23 protein-coding genes are annotated in these 13647 nt (G+C 59.4%); 21 read left to right on the forward strand and 2 right to left on the reverse strand.

Going from position 1 to position 13647, the window contains the following annotated elements:
- Positions 1-216: 216 nt before the first annotated feature.
- The gene (locus ABCR88_RS11165; RefSeq protein ID WP_232644199.1) at positions 217-960 is read right to left on the reverse strand and encodes a helix-turn-helix transcriptional regulator; all 744 of its coding nucleotides are present in this window, start codon (positions 958-960) and stop codon (positions 217-219) included.
- 86 nt (positions 961-1046) lie between these two features.
- Between ABCR88_RS11165 and ABCR88_RS11170 the strand changes: the two genes are divergently transcribed.
- Positions 1047-1253, forward strand: a complete 207-nt coding sequence (locus ABCR88_RS11170) for a Cro/CI family transcriptional regulator (RefSeq protein ID WP_232644200.1) — start codon at positions 1047-1049, stop codon at positions 1251-1253.
- Positions 1254-1335: 82 nt separating this feature from the next.
- Entirely contained in the window at positions 1336-1602 is a 267-nt protein-coding gene (locus tag ABCR88_RS11175; protein ID WP_232644201.1) for a hypothetical protein, read from the forward strand.
- Here the strand turns inward: ABCR88_RS11175 and ABCR88_RS11180 are convergent.
- Positions 1552-1881, reverse strand: a complete 330-nt coding sequence (locus tag ABCR88_RS11180) for a hypothetical protein (RefSeq protein WP_232644202.1) — start codon at positions 1879-1881, stop codon at positions 1552-1554. The two genes, ABCR88_RS11175 and ABCR88_RS11180, sit on opposite strands and share 51 nt — an antisense overlap.
- Positions 1882-1956: 75 nt before the next feature.
- On the opposite strand from ABCR88_RS11180, the gene ABCR88_RS11185 reads away from it, so the two are divergent.
- The 19 genes from ABCR88_RS11185 (at position 1957) to ABCR88_RS11275 (ending at position 13645) form a co-directional block, all read left to right on the forward strand.
- Entirely contained in the window at positions 1957-2685 is a 729-nt protein-coding gene (locus ABCR88_RS11185) for a DnaT-like ssDNA-binding domain-containing protein (RefSeq protein ID WP_232644203.1), read from the forward strand.
- Entirely contained in the window at positions 2682-3365 is a 684-nt protein-coding gene (locus ABCR88_RS11190; RefSeq protein WP_232644204.1) for a replication protein P, read from the forward strand. Before ABCR88_RS11185 ends, ABCR88_RS11190 begins: the two co-directional genes overlap by 4 nt.
- The gene (locus ABCR88_RS11195) at positions 3362-3580 is read left to right on the forward strand and encodes a hypothetical protein (protein ID WP_232644205.1); all 219 of its coding nucleotides are present in this window, start codon (positions 3362-3364) and stop codon (positions 3578-3580) included. The genes ABCR88_RS11190 and ABCR88_RS11195 overlap by 4 nt, the downstream gene beginning before the upstream one ends.
- Entirely contained in the window at positions 3562-3858 is a 297-nt protein-coding gene (locus tag ABCR88_RS11200; RefSeq protein WP_232644206.1) for a DUF1364 domain-containing protein, read from the forward strand. The genes ABCR88_RS11195 and ABCR88_RS11200 overlap by 19 nt, the downstream gene beginning before the upstream one ends.
- Positions 3855-5153, forward strand: coding sequence for a site-specific integrase (locus ABCR88_RS11205; protein WP_350404553.1), 1299 nt, complete (start codon positions 3855-3857; stop codon positions 5151-5153). The genes ABCR88_RS11200 and ABCR88_RS11205 overlap by 4 nt, the downstream gene beginning before the upstream one ends.
- Positions 5141-5359 (forward strand): hypothetical protein, encoded by a 219-nt coding sequence (locus tag ABCR88_RS11210; protein ID WP_350404554.1) that lies wholly within the window; start codon positions 5141-5143, stop codon positions 5357-5359. Before ABCR88_RS11205 ends, ABCR88_RS11210 begins: the two co-directional genes overlap by 13 nt.
- On the forward strand, positions 5356-5673 hold the full coding sequence (locus ABCR88_RS11215) for a hypothetical protein (RefSeq protein ID WP_350404555.1): 318 nt from the start codon (positions 5356-5358) through the stop codon (positions 5671-5673). Before ABCR88_RS11210 ends, ABCR88_RS11215 begins: the two co-directional genes overlap by 4 nt.
- Positions 5674-5676: 3 nt before the next feature.
- Positions 5677-6060 carry an antiterminator Q family protein gene (locus ABCR88_RS11220; protein ID WP_212805517.1) on the forward strand — a complete coding sequence of 128 codons (384 nt, stop codon included), beginning with the start codon at positions 5677-5679 and terminating at the stop codon, positions 6058-6060.
- Between the two features lie 320 nt (positions 6061-6380).
- Positions 6381-6704 carry a phage holin, lambda family gene (locus ABCR88_RS11225; RefSeq protein WP_350404557.1) on the forward strand — a complete coding sequence of 108 codons (324 nt, stop codon included), beginning with the start codon at positions 6381-6383 and terminating at the stop codon, positions 6702-6704.
- 114 nt (positions 6705-6818) lie between these two features.
- Positions 6819-7160, forward strand: coding sequence for an HNH endonuclease signature motif containing protein (locus ABCR88_RS11230; RefSeq protein ID WP_350404895.1), 342 nt, complete (start codon positions 6819-6821; stop codon positions 7158-7160).
- 169 nt (positions 7161-7329) lie between these two features.
- A complete protein-coding gene (locus tag ABCR88_RS11235; RefSeq protein ID WP_232644213.1) occupies positions 7330-7821 on the forward strand; it encodes a terminase small subunit in 492 nt (163 codons plus the stop codon).
- Positions 7822-7824: 3 nt separating this feature from the next.
- On the forward strand, positions 7825-9504 hold the full coding sequence (locus tag ABCR88_RS11240; protein WP_232644214.1) for a terminase large subunit: 1680 nt from the start codon (positions 7825-7827) through the stop codon (positions 9502-9504).
- A 2-nt stretch (positions 9505-9506) separates the two neighbouring features.
- Positions 9507-10721: a phage portal protein gene (locus ABCR88_RS11245; RefSeq protein WP_232644215.1), complete on the forward strand. Its 1215-nt coding sequence runs from the start codon at positions 9507-9509 to the stop codon at positions 10719-10721.
- Positions 10708-11349, forward strand: a complete 642-nt coding sequence (locus ABCR88_RS11250; protein ID WP_232644216.1) for an HK97 family phage prohead protease — start codon at positions 10708-10710, stop codon at positions 11347-11349. The genes ABCR88_RS11245 and ABCR88_RS11250 overlap by 14 nt, the downstream gene beginning before the upstream one ends.
- A complete protein-coding gene (locus tag ABCR88_RS11255; protein WP_232644217.1) occupies positions 11346-12542 on the forward strand; it encodes a phage major capsid protein in 1197 nt (398 codons plus the stop codon). Before ABCR88_RS11250 ends, ABCR88_RS11255 begins: the two co-directional genes overlap by 4 nt.
- Before the next feature lie 64 nt (positions 12543-12606).
- Positions 12607-12825 carry a hypothetical protein gene (locus ABCR88_RS11260; protein ID WP_232644218.1) on the forward strand — a complete coding sequence of 73 codons (219 nt, stop codon included), beginning with the start codon at positions 12607-12609 and terminating at the stop codon, positions 12823-12825.
- Positions 12826-13125, forward strand: coding sequence for a head-tail connector protein (locus tag ABCR88_RS11265; protein ID WP_232644219.1), 300 nt, complete (start codon positions 12826-12828; stop codon positions 13123-13125).
- Positions 13125-13451 carry a phage head closure protein gene (locus ABCR88_RS11270; protein ID WP_350404559.1) on the forward strand — a complete coding sequence of 109 codons (327 nt, stop codon included), beginning with the start codon at positions 13125-13127 and terminating at the stop codon, positions 13449-13451. The genes ABCR88_RS11265 and ABCR88_RS11270 overlap by 1 nt, the downstream gene beginning before the upstream one ends.
- Positions 13452-13459: 8 nt before the next feature.
- Positions 13460-13645 carry a hypothetical protein gene (locus tag ABCR88_RS11275; RefSeq protein WP_232644221.1) on the forward strand — a complete coding sequence of 62 codons (186 nt, stop codon included), beginning with the start codon at positions 13460-13462 and terminating at the stop codon, positions 13643-13645.
- Positions 13646-13647: the final 2 nt, after the last annotated feature.

Here is a 13647-nt window from a genome sequence, read left to right on the forward strand (position 1 = left end):
ACTGCTTCTGGTGCTTTACGCTGCACACCCGGGTCAGTTGCCAACCCTCTGAACCGTTGAGGCCGATTCATCGCTGCCTTTGCTGATGCCGGCGTTGATCCGGCATGAGCAAAATATAAGCATGCTTATCTTACGTGTCAATAAGTCTGCTTATAATTTTTATGGCGGGCATAAAAAAGCCCGCTCAGGGCGGGCTCTTGATGTAAGAGGGAGGGGTTACTTACGGCGGGGCGAACGGCGCACGGTAGACCACCAGAAGACTCGCCCGAGCATGTGGACCTCTTCTTGCCATTGCTCCGCGTTCATCACCTCGTCGGGATACTCGTCGTTGTTCTCGCTACTGATGCGAACGGCGCCCTGGGGCAACCGGTACAGATACTTGGTTCGAAGCATGCCGCCATGGTTGAAGGCGTAGATCTCGCCGTCAATTATCGACGTGTCGCTCATATCAAAGCCGATAGCCGCGCCATCCAAGATCAAGCGTTCCATGCTTCGGCCCTTCACCCGCGCTACGGCGGCGCTCTTCTTATCCACGCCAGCTGCTCGAAGCGTTGCGCAGCTGAATCGCAGCTTCCGACCAGCAACCTCAACAACTTCCGTCATTCCATTGCCACCAGAAAACTCCACCTCGGCGAAATAGGGGACTTCACAGTCATCGTCATCTAGTGGGTCGCCATCGTCCCAGGTCGAGAGATCTCCAAGTAGCTCCAGCTCGTGCGCCATTTGTTGGTTCGCTGGCTGCGCCGCAGCCTGATCCATCTGGCCGATGCCTTCGGCAAGCCACAGAGGGCTGACCTGGCATGCCTGAGCAATCTGTGTGAGGTGGACGCTCCGAAGGTTCTTGCCTGTTTCGAGCTGGGAAATGACGGGCTGCTCTACACCGACCTTTTCGGCCAGAGAGCGTTGCGTCAGCTGTGCGTGCTTGCGCGCCGCCTTGATTCGTTCTGCGAGGGTATCCATCCCTGGGAATCTATAAGGCAACTTATAGGCTTGCAAATAAGGCTCCTTATTCATAAAGTATAAGCACGCTTATCAGGAGTAAATCCATGACCCCCATTGAAAAGCTCGTCGATTTCTTTGGCGGGCAAGCGAAGACCGCGGAAGCGCTCGGCGTTAGTCAGGCCGCGGTTTCGTACTGGTTCACCGGCGCCACCACCATGAGCGCAAAGCGGGCGTTTCTAGCGGAGGAGCTGACCAGCGGCGTAGTGACGGCCAGGGAGCTGTGCCATCAGGAAAAACAGTCAGCAGCCTGACGAAGTGAATTATGCGCGGCACATCTGCGCACCAGTAGTGAACTGATCCAGCTGTGAATTTAACCAGTAGGAGGGCGAAGAGATGGAAATAGAGATGGTTGCAGACAGCTTGTTGGTCGCTTGCGGAGCCTTTGGCTTTTCCGCCTTCTGCTTTGTGTCCGGCTATATCGCTGGCGGATCGAAGCGTGAGGAATCCGCAACCTTCCCGCTGACGCACGTCAGCTTCGAAGGGCACCTTTCTGATGAGGACCGTTTGATGTTCCTTGCGTCGGCCGTCAAGGCGATAGAAGAGGGATCGCTACGCAAGTCCAAGCAGTTTGCTGATGACGCCACCTGCGATCAGCGCTAGCAGCCAGACGGAGACCTTCTTGATGGTTTCTCTGTGCTCCTCCCACATGCGACGCAGGGGCGGCGAGTCGAAGCCCATCATCGAGAAGCTTTCGTCGTCGTACGTGTACAGCTTTTTGTCCCAGTGCTTCGCCTTCAGCTTCGCAAACAGATTCCGTGCAGCCTTCATCTGGCCTCCAAGCCGGTGAAAACGCGGACATAAAAAAACCGCCGGCCAGGGCGGTCTTCTGAAACATAAAACGAGGTCGATTATGCATTCTTCAATCGATGCACGCAACACTCAGCCAATTCCGTCAGATCTCAGTAATAGTCGAAAACTGTCGTGTCAGACCTTGAGCATTGGAGGGCGCCCGTAATGGCCAGAATCCGCACTATCAAGCCTGAGTTCTGGACCAGCGAGCAAGTCATGGAGTGCTCGGCGATGGCTCGACTCCTTTTCATCGGTCTCTGGAATTTCTGCGACGACGCAGGCAACCACCCGATGTCGCCGAAGACAATCAAGGCCCTTGTTTTCCCGGGTGACGATATCACTGCTCTTGCTGTTGAGGCGCTGATCGATGAGCTGGTGTCGAATCAACTGGTAACCCTCTACGAGGCCTCGTCGAAACAGTACCTACACATCAATGGATGGCATCACCAGAAGATTGACCGACCCACTGTAAAGCACCCTGAATTTGTCGACGCCTCGTCGAGTGTTCGTCGAGTTGATGGCGATGGCTCGCCTAGCGATGGCCGATCCCTCCCCCCCGGAAGGGAAGGGAAGGGAAGTAATACACACTCTCCGCGCGAGCCGTTCGCGATGTTTCTTGAGTGGGTTCCTGATTCGGCGCAGCTCGAAGCCTACGCTAAGCGCTCAGGCGTCCCTATCGCAGAGTTTTCTACCGAAGCTATCGCCGGGTTCGTCGTCCATCACGATGCCAAGGGGCTGGCCAGGACAGAGCTCCAGTGGATTGCCGACCTGGTTGGCTGGGTCAAGCGCGACCTTGCCAGGGCTGCGAAGGTTGTTCCGCTTCGGAGCGGCTCCGGCGGCTCCGCATTCGACGACGACGACACTTCCTGGGCGTCTCAGGAGGTCGGGCTATGAATCAAGTCTCAACGATCCTTCCGGGTCTGTGGGGCAAGGTCCAGTCAGGCCAGCAGGTCGCGTCCTCTGCGCCACTGCCGCCAGAAGTTAAGGCGGAGTTGGATCGGCAGACGGCCGCAGTGATCAACCGCTTGTTTCGGGATCTGCGTGCGATCTGCGGGGCATGGAAGCAAGCCTGGCCAGATATGCCGGCGTATAAGGCCGCAAAACAGCAGTGGCTGGCCGCGTTCATGGATGCAGGGATCTGCTCTGTAGAGCAGTTGCAGTTCGGCCTCATGCGTTGTCGTCAGTCGGGCCGCGAGTTCATCCCAGCCCCGGGCAAGTTCATCGAGTGGTGCCAGCCCTCTCCGGAGATGCTCGGCCTGCCCGCCCTGGCCCCCGCATTTCGCGAGGCCACCCGCAATGCTCATCCCGCCATGGCTGGTCGCGGCAAGTGGAGCCATGACGCGGTTTGGCATGCAGCGAAGGAGTGCGGGTTCGAGAACCTCAACAAGCTCCCAGCGGATGCAAGCTCAAAGCTGTTCGAGCGCAATTACACCATTGCCGTACGCCGCCTGATGGCCGGCGAGCCGCTGCAGAAGATGCCTTTGGCGCTTCCAGCAAAGGCAGAAGCTCGTCGAACCCCTCAAGTTGGCAACGAAGCACTTGCGGCTATTCGTGCCGCAAGGAGAAGCGCATGACAGACCCGATGCACCTGCAGCCACAGCTGCCCGAATACCGCTATGCGCTCTATTGCCGATCCGACCTGTTCGGCTTGTGCGAGAGCCCTCAACAACCGATAGCGCTCTATCGCGATGAAGAGCTCGCCGTCGCCCACGGCAAGCGCATGTGGCCTACCGCCTATCGCGTTGTTGACCTTCATGGAGAAGAAAGTCCATGCGCCAAACCAAGCTGACCAAGGCCGCCCGAGGCCGGGAGTGCCAGGTGCGAATTCCAGGCGTCTGCAACGGAGACCCTGAAACCACCGTCCTTGCGCATTACCGCCTGGCCGGCACCTGCGGCATCGGCAAGAAGCCGCACGACATGCAGGGCGCCTGGTGCTGCAGCGCCTGCCATGACGCCTGTGATGGCCGTAGCCGCTATATCGACCGCGCCACTGCCCGCCAGTACCACGCCGAGGGCGTAATGCGCACTCAGGCCACATTACTCAGCGAAGGAGTCCTGATCGCATGACAAACACTGCCGCTGTAAAGATCAGCGATGCCGAGATCCGCCGCCAGGCGGAGGGGCGGACCCGCGACTTGCGCGCCCTGGGCAACCAGGGTCTGTACTTCAGATTCCACAAGTCCCGCGAGCGCGGTTCCTGGTATCTGGTCACCAAGGGCAAATGGCACCTGATCGGTTCCTATCCAGAGCTGAGTGCTGCCAAGGTGGCGGCTGCGCTACCGGATATCCGCCTGCGCCTGGAAGCGGGGGAGAGCTCCAGCCTATCGAGCTGGGTGCTGACCGGTGAGCTACTGGCCTGGTTCGCTGAGCGCATGGCCCGTGACCGCAATCTGTCGGCCAAGCGCAAGAGCACTGCGGCCTCTGCAATCAAGTTGCACCTGATTCCGCGCTTGGGCGGTACGGCACTGGCCGAGATCGATAAGGCGCTTCTCGACCGTGAGCTGATGTGGCCACTGCAAGAGTCACTGTCTATCGACTACGTGCGGCTGGTGTTTCAACTGCTGGCCCTGTCATTCCGCCAGGCCTTCAAGCTTGGGCTGATTAGCTCCAACCCCATGGCCGGTATCCGCTTTGGGGACTTCTCCAAGGCCAGAGTCACAGTCAAGCCGTCTCGTTTGCGCAGCGTGCACCTGGAGGAACTTCTCGCGCATCTGCTGCGCACGCTCGCCAACAACCCCCAGAGGGGCGTGCTAGCCCTGATGATGCTGTGCCACGGCACTCGGCTGGGTGAAACCCGGCAGGCCCGCTGGAGCCATATCAGCCTGGCTGAGCGTGAGTGGTTCATCCCTGCCGAGCACACCAAGACTGGCGTCGAACACCGACTGCCGCTGACGGACCAAGTGCGCTTCCTGCTGATGGCGTATCGCGAGATCCAGCGCAACGAAGGCTACGAAGGGCAGTTCCTGTTTCCGGGTAGGCAGGGTAAACCCATGAGCGAGGTGAAGGCGTGGGAGGTGTTCGCGGCCATCAGCCAGGGCGAGTGGACCAGTCACGACCTGCGCAAGCTGGCCCGCACCGGTTGGGCTGACCTGGGCGTCGATCACCTGGTGGGTGAGCTGCTGATCAATCACGCCATGGGCCACAACGTGAAGGTGTACATCCAGTCCGACATCATGGCCCGCAAGCGCGACGCCTTGGAGAAGTGGCATGCGCACCTTGATCAGAAGGGTTTGGCGGCGATTCACGGATTGACCGGCGATAGATCCGTTGATTCAGGGATTCTGCTGCGAGCCGCAGAGCGTGCGGGCTACAGCGACATTTCGGAATCAACCATAAGCGAGGATTCGAAATGGCATTTGTGATCGCGAACTACCTCGCTCCTGGTGGTTACCAGTTCTCCGAGCGGCTAGAAGTGGAGCCTTCGCTGGGCGATATTGTGATGATCGGCGACGACGAATTCGTGGTTGGTGCGGTCCTTGTCCCCGATTATTGGAACGCTTACGGCGAAGTGAATCAGTGCCGTTCGGCCCAGGTTGTTTTGGCCTACAAAGCACCGGAGTCCAAATGAAGAAGTCACACGGCCCTGCATTCCGTGCCGCGCTGCTGGACCTGGCCAAGTGCCCGGCATGCCGTGGTCGAGCGGTGATCCAGGGCGTCTTCCATGAGCTGGCCTGCGTGCAGTGCAACGCCTCGGGCTGGGTCACTGCTGATACCGGTGAGGTACTGCCGCTGGAGGTGCTGGTGACGCAGTTGAGCATCCGGCTCCAGGCCGCCGAGCATCAAATCGCACAGTTCAACAGCTCCAGCCCAGCAGGGGTTGAAGCGCAATACAACGAGAACAACCGCCGCGGCGCCGGCGGCACCAACTACACAGGGGATTAAGTCATGATGATTCGCAAGCCGTTGCACCGTCCTCTGGGCGATACAGAACACATGCTGGAGCAATGGGGCTGGTGGCGCATGGATGGAATGGGCATCCCCAGTTACGCCTCACCAATGCTGGCAGTGATGCGAGACGCAATGCCTGTAGCTTCCAAGTCCTACACCATCACCGACGAACTGGCAGGCGCTGTAGACGCAGCCCTGGCCCGGCTCTGCAAGCGGGATCAGCAGATGGGCGACATGATCTGGCTCTATTACGGGGCCAAGTGGCCAGCAATTCGGGTTGGCCGTCATTACCAGGTGAGCGAGATGAAAGCGCGTGAGCTGATCAAGGCCGGCGTGGCCTGGATTGACTGCGTTCTTGAGTCCATTCGAGAGGCAGCTTAAAAAAGGGTTGTCCATATGGAATAGCTCTGTTTTTATAGCACGGTGTTCAGCTGTTACAGCGCGACACCACACATGAAGCCCGGCCATTGCGCTGGGCTTTTTCGTTTATGCAGATGACGCGCCCAGGCAGCTGGGCTAAGTCGGTAGTGGCGTGGATCAAAGCCGTGCGCTCCCTGATCGACTACGCGATGAGAGTCTGGGGTACGTGACCCAGCGAGCCAGACCACTAAGCCGGGTATGCACCGGTCCTCTGCACCCATTTGAGCCTCGGCAATTGCCGGGGCTTTTTCATTCGCGCTCCCAGAAAGGGAGGAATCGAGATGCCGAACATGCCTGAAAAGGATCCTGGTCTGTGGGCCGCAATGATTGCCTGGCTGGTCATGCATCAGCCGCAGCTCTACGCCGCTGGCCTATCGGTCGGTATCGCTGTCCTGCGGGTGATGTACGGCGGCGGCACACGACGCCAGATGTACCTGGAGGGCGCGCTTTGCGGCTTGGTCACTCTCTCGTTGGTGCCGCTCCTTGAGTGGCTGGGCTTGCCTCAGAGTATGGCCACGTTCGCCGGCGGCGCTGTTGGCTTCCTCGGCGTCGAGAAGGTGCGCGGCTACTACGATCGCGCAGCAGCCAAGCGGGTTGAGGGCTGATGGCTTGCAGTGGATGCGCCGCTCGGCGTGCCAGGGCGGCCAAGTGGCTGAAGATCGCAGCCGAACGTGCGGCCTCGTTGATCTCGCCGAAATCGAATGCTGGAGCGCTACCTGATGGGAAGGCTAAAGACGCTGGGAAGCAGAGTTCAGACTCAGACTGATCGAATTCCGGCCATCAACACGAACTCGTGGCGCGCCACGAAGACGACATCAGCTCAGCGAGGCTATGGCTACAAGTGGCAGAAGGCACGAGAAGCCTGGCTCAACGATCACCCGCTCTGCGCTTATTGCGAGCGCCTGGGTCGTGTGACGGCTGGCTGTGTGGTTGACCATATCGAGCCTCACCGCGGTGATATGGCTCTGTTCTGGGATCGATCCAGCTGGCAGACCCTGTGCAAGCCGTGCCACGACTCAGTCAAGCAAGCTGAGGAGGCCGGTACGGCTCAAGTTTGGTAGGGAGTTCGGCTTGCTTGGTGTAAATGATAAATATTCTCAACAAAATGCACCAAAAAGGTGCAATAGGAAGGCTCTATAGGGGGGGCGATCAAAATATGGGGCCTCTATCGCTTCTAGACCGCCTCCGACCCCACGTACACATTTTTTCCCGTTTCAGGAAAAGTTAACCATGGCTTTAACCGACAAGAAGCGGCGGTTTGTTGACGCTTTGCTGTCGGGGGCCACAAATCGCGAGGCGGCTGTAGCTGCCGGATATTCCGAGAAGACCGCATCACAAGCGGGTTCCAAGCTGGCCAAGGACCAGGACGTGCTGGCCGAAGTTGGTCGACGCCTGAAGCAGAAACAGGCCGTCAGCTCTGAGGTTAAACCTGCTCGAAAAGTTAAAGGCGAGGACGCCCAGGAAGTAGATCTTGCCGAGGTCGAGCTCAGCCATACCGATGATCCGCGTGTATTCCTCACTGAGCTCATGAACGCTGATGGTGCAGACATGCGTATGCGCCTGGAGGCGGCCAAAACGCTGATGCCGTACGCGCATGGCAAGGTCGCCGACCAGGGCAAAAAAGATCAGAAGGCCGAAGCAGCCAAGGAAGCAGGGAAGGGCAAATACTCCCAGGGCAAGCCCCCGGCCGGAAAGCCGTCACTCAGCATGGTCAAGGGGTAATTCATGCAATGGACAACTGCCTGCCCGGAATGGTGGCGGCTTCTGGCTGCCGGCGAGTCGATCATTCCGGAGCCTCTATTCCCCGATGAGGCGTTAGCCGGCCTGGAGGTATTCAAAGGTCTGAAGATTGTCGATGCGCCTGGCAGTCCAACGATCGAAGCGTCTTGCGCGCCTTGGGTTCTGGCCTTCGCCGGCGCAGTGTTCGGCAGCTACAACAGCGAAACCGGCGAGCGCCTGATCCGGGAAGTGATGCTGTGCATCCCGAAGAAGAACAGTAAATCGACGATCGCCGCCGGCATCATGCTGACCGCACTGATTCGCAACTGGCGGCTTTCGGCGGAGTTCATCATCTTGGCCCCGACCAAGGAGATTGCCGACAACTCGTTCATCCCGGCTAAGGACATGGTCAACAACGATGAAGAGTTGAAGGCCTTGCTGCATGTCCAGCCGCATCTTCGACTTATCACTCATCGCGAGACAGGGGCCACCTTAAAGGTGGTAGCGGCGGATAGCGACGTGGTTGGCGGCAAGAAGGCTGTCGGCGTGCTGATCGATGAGGCATGGCTGTTCGGCAAGAACCCCAAGGCGGCTGACATGATTCGCGAGGCCACTGGTGGCCTGCTGTCCAGGCCGGAAGGTTTCATCATCTGGCTCACCACGCAATCGAACGAGCCGCCGGCCGGGGTGTTCAGGTCGAAGCTGAACTATGCCCGCGGCGTGCGAGATGGTCGCATCGATGACAATCGTTTCCTGCCGATCATCTACGAGTTCCCCCAGGAGATGATCAAGAGTGGCGAAGCCCGGAAGCCTGAGAACTTCCACCTGGTTAACCCTAACATCAATTACTCGGTCGATCGGCCCACGCTGGAACGGCTGCACATGCAGGCCGAGATTGACGGCGAGGCAGAGATGCGCGGCTTTCTAGCCAAGCACCTCAATATTGAAATCGGTCTGGCGCTCATGTCGGACAGCTGGGTAGGCGCTGCCTTCTGGGAGCCTCAAGCGCGAGAGGGCATGACGCTGGATGATCTACTTGAGCAGTGCGAGGTAATTGTCGTCGGTGTCGACGGCGGCGGCCTAGATGACTTGCTTGGTCTCGCCGTGATTGGTCGAGTTCGCGAGGCGCGAACCTGGCTGCATTGGGCGCATGCCTGGGCTCACCCATCGGTGTTGGAGCGCCGAAAGTCCGAGGCGCCGCGCCTGCTGGATATGCAGGCGACCGGAGACGTAACGATAGTCGACAAGATCGGCGACGACGTGGATCAACTTGCCGCGATCGTGGCCAGGATCAACCAAGCAGGTCTGCTCGACAAGGTCGGACTTGATCCGGCCGGCATCGGTGCGGTGCTGGATGCGCTGGCTGATGTCGAGATCGATGAAGAGCGGGTAGTCGGTATCTCGCAGGGATGGAAGCTCACTGGCGCGATCAAGACAACCGAGCGGCGGCTCGCTGAGGGGACGCTCATCCACTGCGGGCAACCCCTTATGGCCTGGTCCTGCGGTAATGCCAAGGGTGTGCCCTCGGCGAACGCCTTCCTGATTACTAAGCAGGCCTCCGGCACCGCAAAGATTGACCCGCTCATGGCGACCTTCAACGCCGTGTCACTGATGGCGCTCAACCCTGAGTCCCGGGGCGGCCTAGACGATTACCTCAACCACGGCTTCTTCGGACTTATAGGCTGACCATGGCATTCAAATGGTACAACCCCATGACCTGGGGTTTTTTTGGCTACACCAACCCGGCGACGGGCGACTATGTCGAGGTTGATCTTGAGGTCGGCGGCAAGCGCACCAAGGCCGGTGTGCGGGTCACCGCCAAGACAGCTCTGTCGATCAGCATGGTCTGGTCCTGCGTCAAGATTCTTTCCGAGTCACTGAGCGGCTTGCCGCTCAAGCTTTATGAGGACAAGGAGGGCGGCCGAGCGCTGGTCACTGGTGGCGACCGGATGCTCAAGCTGCTGCGCAAGCCAAACCCTTACATGACCAGGCTGAACTTCCTCAAGTTCGTCGTCGTGAATATGGCGCTGCGCGGCAATGCGTTTGCCCTGATTGAGCGCAACGTCCACGGCGAGCCAATAGGTCTGGTGCCGCTGGATTGGCGGACGGTCAAGATCGATACCGAGGATGACCTGCTCTACGTAGTGACGCCTAGTTCAGGCGATCCCTACCTGGTGTCGCCTGAGAACATGCTGCATTTCAAGCTGTTCAGTCTGGATGGCATCGTCGGGCTGTCACCGATTGAGCACCAGGCAGAAACCATGGGCTTGGCTAAGGCCGGCCAACAGTGGTCGGCGCGCTTCATGCGAAAAGGCGGGTTCACTGGCGGATACGTCATTTACGAGCAGTTCCTCACGAAAGCCCAACAAGCCCAAGTGATGGAGAAGTTTCCAGACGTGCGCCAGGCCGACGCGGACGACATCGGCAAGATGGCGATCCTGCAGGGTGGCCCCAAGATTGAGGCTGCGGGCATCACTCAGAAAGACGCTCAGTTCATCGAGTCGCAGCAGTTCCAGGAGGAGGCCCTGGCGGGCATCTACGGCGTGCCGCTGTGGCTGGCCAACCGAGCCGGCAAGACCTCGATCATGGGGTCGAACCTGGAGCAGCAGCTTATCGGGTTCATCACCTTCGGCCTCAAGCCTTACATCGACACCATCGAAGACGAGCTGAACAGCAAGCTGTTCGGCAGCACCTCACGCTTCGTGGAGTTCGTGGTCGAGGGGCTGCTGCGTGCCGACAGCGCAGGCCGTGCGACCTATCTGGGGGCTGCTCTCGGCGGCTCAGGTGGCTCTGGCTGGATGACCATCAACGAAGCCCGCGCCAAAGAAAATCTGCCTCTCTTGGAAGGCGAAGAATACAACCGGGTGACCCGGTGGGAGGTTCAGAAAAATGGCGACTCTTGAGGTTCCAATCGAACTCAAGTCGGTTGACGACGCGGGCAACTTCGAAGCCTACGCCGCCGTGTTCAACAACGTGGACCTGGGCGACGACGTGATTATGCCGGGCGCCTTTACCCGCGTGAAAGCGATGCGCAACGGCAAGCTCAAGCTGGCGCTCTACCACGACCTGACCCGGCTGGTCGGCGCCGCCGATTACGTCCAGGACGACCACGGCTTGCTACTCAAGGGCCAGGTCAATCTCAACGTCAGCTACGCCCGTGATGCCTATGAGCTGATGAAGGCCGACATCCTCGACAGCATGTCGATCGGCTTCAACACCATCAAGGCAGATTTCGAGGAGCGCGCCGGTCGGCGTGTGCGCCTCATCAAGGAGGCCGAACTATGGGAGGCCTCCTTCGTACCGTTCGGCATGAACCCCGAGGCCCGGGTCCTCAGCGTCAAGTCGGACATCAGACTTTTCGAGAAGGCGCTGCGCGAACGCATGGGTCTCTCGCAGAAGGAAGCGGCTGCGGTCGCTTCGCTCGGCTATACCGCGCTCCGTCGTGACGGCGGCAGCGAGGCCACGGCGATCGTGGATGAGCTGAAAGAACTTTCCACCCTGTTCACCCACCATTTTGGAGTATCGCCATGAGCGAAGTTAAAGAGCTGAAGGATTCCCTGGAGCTGCAGCTGAAGAACGGTTTCACCGGCCTGCAGCAGAAGTACGACGCGGCCATGGCTGAGGTCGAGAAAGGTAACCAGGTTGCCGGTGATCTGAAGAAACAGATCGAAGATCAGAAGGGCGAACTGCAAAAGGTCATCGATCAGGTGCAGGACCTGGAGCAGAAGGGCGTCAAGTTGCGCGGCGGCCCAGGCGAGGGGAAAACCTTCATCGACATGATCAAGGGTGATGAGGCGTACAAAGCGCTCAATCAGAAATCGGCTAACCGCGCCGAAATCGAGGTCACCAAGTCTGATCTGGCCGCCATGAAGGAAGTAAAGGTCACTAGCGCCGGAATCGTTGCGCCGATCTACGACCCGGTCATCCAGCAGGGTATCCGCCAGGAGCTGCGCATTCGCGATCTGCTCACTGCGATCCCGGTCACCGGCCAGCAGTACACCTACTTCCGCGAGCTGCTGCACACCCGCGGTGCCGCGCCAGTCGCCGAGGGCGGCAGTAAGCCAACCAGCAACGTGACCTTCGAGCCCGCTACCGACCGAGTCAAGAAGATCGCGGTATGGATGCCGGTCACAGAGGAAGCGCTGGACGATATTCCGCAGATGCAGGGCTATATCCAGGAGCTGTTGCGCTATGACCTGAAGCTGGAAGAAGAAAACCAGATCCTCAAGGGCGACGGCACTGGCGAGAACCTGAATGGCCTGATGACCCAGGCCACTGTCTACAGCAGTGCCCTGACCAAGGCCGGCGACACCTCGATCGATATCGTGCGTCGTGGTATCTACCAGGTGCGCAAGCAGTCGATGCTGTCGGCCGACGGCGTCGTAATGAGTGAGCTCGATTGGATGAACATCGAGCTGCAGAAAGACGGTGAAAACCGTTATCTGTTCGCCAACCTGCAAGGCCTGGTGACCCCGGTCCTGTGGGGCCGTCCAGTGATTACCTCGGACAGCATGGATGAAGGTGATGCCGATGCCGGCGGCGAGTTCCTGATCGCCAACTTTGCTCGTGCCGCCATTCTGTATGACCGCATGACCTACCTGTTCAAGATGGGCTTGATCAACGACATGTTCATCAAGAACCAGGTAGCGCTTCTGGCTGAAGAGCGCCTTGGCCTCGGCGTCCGCCGCAAGGAAGCCCTGGTCAAGGGCAACTTCCCCAAATAGTCCTCATGCGAGGTCGATCACGACAGAGCCGGCATAACGCCGGCTCTTTGCTTCTGGAGGCAATATGAAAATCAGAGCGCTGTGGGGGTTCACTGGCACTGCTGCGTTGTTGGGTGCCGAGTCAGCCAAGGTCAAGCGTGGGGATGTCTTCGAAGAGGCCGACGATGAATACGGCCACACCCTGGTGGGCAAGGGGCTCGTCGAGGAGCTGAGCGACGATGGAAAGCCCAAGGTCACCAAGCCCAAGGAATCGAAGCCAGCGGCGTCGAAAGAGAGCAAGTAGATGCTCGATCTTGCCAACGTCAAATTGCACCTGCGCGTCGATGGTGACGAAGAGGACACTCTGGTCAATGGTTACATCGAGGCGGCCAAGGCCCACGTCGAGCAGCACTGTGACCGCAAGCTGGTCGAGGTCGACCCGGTCGAGCCCGACGAAATGGGCCTGACCCGCGATGTCGAGCAAGCGATCTTGCTGCTGGTCGGGCACTGGTACGCCAACCGCGAGGCCGTGGCCGTGGGCACCATCGCAACGGCCATGCCGCTCGCAGTCGAAAGGCTGCTCTGGTACAGGAAGCGATTCTGATGAGAGCCGGACCCATGCGGCACCGCTGCCGCCTCAGCAAATACGATCGGGTGCAGAACAGTACGGGCGGCTACGACCAGGCGTGGGTTCCAGTCGGTGAGATCTGGGCCGAGATCACGATCCCAACCGGACGCACTTCGCCAGTGGCCGAGCAAGTGCAGGCAGTCGTCACCGCAGAGATTCGCATCCGGCCTCGGTCTGATGTTGCCGCCGGCTGGCGGCTGACGGAAAAGAGCGGCGGCACCATCTACAAGGTCGAGGCAGTGCTGCCCAACAACCAACGGGACATGCTGCGCCTGCTGTGTTCCAGCGTCCCTACTCCATGAGGTGAAGCATGAAGATTCGTGCATTGGGCGTGCTTTCTGGCGCGTCCGGCGAGCGCAGGAAGGGAGAGGAGTTCGTTGTCGACAAGGGCTATGGCGCGGGCTTGATTGCTCGCGGCTACGCCGAGGAGATCCTTGAGGCGGTATCTGCCGAGAGGGTCGTCAAGCCAGGGAAGCCAGAACAGCCGAAGGAGTAGGT

Source organism: Pseudomonas sp. W17 (assembly GCF_040268305.1).
Lineage (GTDB): Bacteria > Pseudomonadota > Gammaproteobacteria > Pseudomonadales > Pseudomonadaceae > Aquipseudomonas > Aquipseudomonas protegens.

What these genes read in the sequence shown, in the direction of transcription:
- ABCR88_RS11165 (WP_232644199.1), bottom strand. Translation starts at nt 960, where the DNA reads ATGGATACCCTCGCAGAACGAATCAAGGCGGCGCGCAAGCACGCACAG.
- ABCR88_RS11170 (WP_232644200.1), top strand. Translation starts at nt 1,047, where the DNA reads ATGACCCCCATTGAAAAGCTCGTCGATTTCTTTGGCGGGCAAGCGAAG.
- ABCR88_RS11175 (WP_232644201.1), top strand. Translation starts at nt 1,336, where the DNA reads ATGGAAATAGAGATGGTTGCAGACAGCTTGTTGGTCGCTTGCGGAGCC.
- ABCR88_RS11185 (WP_232644203.1), top strand. Translation starts at nt 1,957, where the DNA reads ATGGCCAGAATCCGCACTATCAAGCCTGAGTTCTGGACCAGCGAGCAA.
- ABCR88_RS11190 (WP_232644204.1), top strand. Translation starts at nt 2,682, where the DNA reads ATGAATCAAGTCTCAACGATCCTTCCGGGTCTGTGGGGCAAGGTCCAG.
- ABCR88_RS11195 (WP_232644205.1), top strand. Translation starts at nt 3,362, where the DNA reads ATGACAGACCCGATGCACCTGCAGCCACAGCTGCCCGAATACCGCTAT.
- ABCR88_RS11200 (WP_232644206.1), top strand. Translation starts at nt 3,562, where the DNA reads ATGCGCCAAACCAAGCTGACCAAGGCCGCCCGAGGCCGGGAGTGCCAG.
- ABCR88_RS11205 (WP_350404553.1), top strand. Translation starts at nt 3,855, where the DNA reads ATGACAAACACTGCCGCTGTAAAGATCAGCGATGCCGAGATCCGCCGC.
- ABCR88_RS11210 (WP_350404554.1), top strand. Translation starts at nt 5,141, where the DNA reads ATGGCATTTGTGATCGCGAACTACCTCGCTCCTGGTGGTTACCAGTTC.
- ABCR88_RS11215 (WP_350404555.1), top strand. Translation starts at nt 5,356, where the DNA reads ATGAAGAAGTCACACGGCCCTGCATTCCGTGCCGCGCTGCTGGACCTG.
- ABCR88_RS11220 (WP_212805517.1), top strand. Translation starts at nt 5,677, where the DNA reads ATGATGATTCGCAAGCCGTTGCACCGTCCTCTGGGCGATACAGAACAC.
- ABCR88_RS11225 (WP_350404557.1), top strand. Translation starts at nt 6,381, where the DNA reads ATGCCGAACATGCCTGAAAAGGATCCTGGTCTGTGGGCCGCAATGATT.
- ABCR88_RS11230 (WP_350404895.1), top strand. Translation starts at nt 6,819, where the DNA reads ATGGGAAGGCTAAAGACGCTGGGAAGCAGAGTTCAGACTCAGACTGAT.
- ABCR88_RS11235 (WP_232644213.1), top strand. Translation starts at nt 7,330, where the DNA reads ATGGCTTTAACCGACAAGAAGCGGCGGTTTGTTGACGCTTTGCTGTCG.
- ABCR88_RS11240 (WP_232644214.1), top strand. Translation starts at nt 7,825, where the DNA reads ATGCAATGGACAACTGCCTGCCCGGAATGGTGGCGGCTTCTGGCTGCC.
- ABCR88_RS11245 (WP_232644215.1), top strand. Translation starts at nt 9,507, where the DNA reads ATGGCATTCAAATGGTACAACCCCATGACCTGGGGTTTTTTTGGCTAC.
- ABCR88_RS11250 (WP_232644216.1), top strand. Translation starts at nt 10,708, where the DNA reads ATGGCGACTCTTGAGGTTCCAATCGAACTCAAGTCGGTTGACGACGCG.
- ABCR88_RS11255 (WP_232644217.1), top strand. Translation starts at nt 11,346, where the DNA reads ATGAGCGAAGTTAAAGAGCTGAAGGATTCCCTGGAGCTGCAGCTGAAG.
- ABCR88_RS11260 (WP_232644218.1), top strand. Translation starts at nt 12,607, where the DNA reads ATGAAAATCAGAGCGCTGTGGGGGTTCACTGGCACTGCTGCGTTGTTG.
- ABCR88_RS11265 (WP_232644219.1), top strand. Translation starts at nt 12,826, where the DNA reads ATGCTCGATCTTGCCAACGTCAAATTGCACCTGCGCGTCGATGGTGAC.
- ABCR88_RS11270 (WP_350404559.1), top strand. Translation starts at nt 13,125, where the DNA reads ATGAGAGCCGGACCCATGCGGCACCGCTGCCGCCTCAGCAAATACGAT.
- ABCR88_RS11275 (WP_232644221.1), top strand. Translation starts at nt 13,460, where the DNA reads ATGAAGATTCGTGCATTGGGCGTGCTTTCTGGCGCGTCCGGCGAGCGC.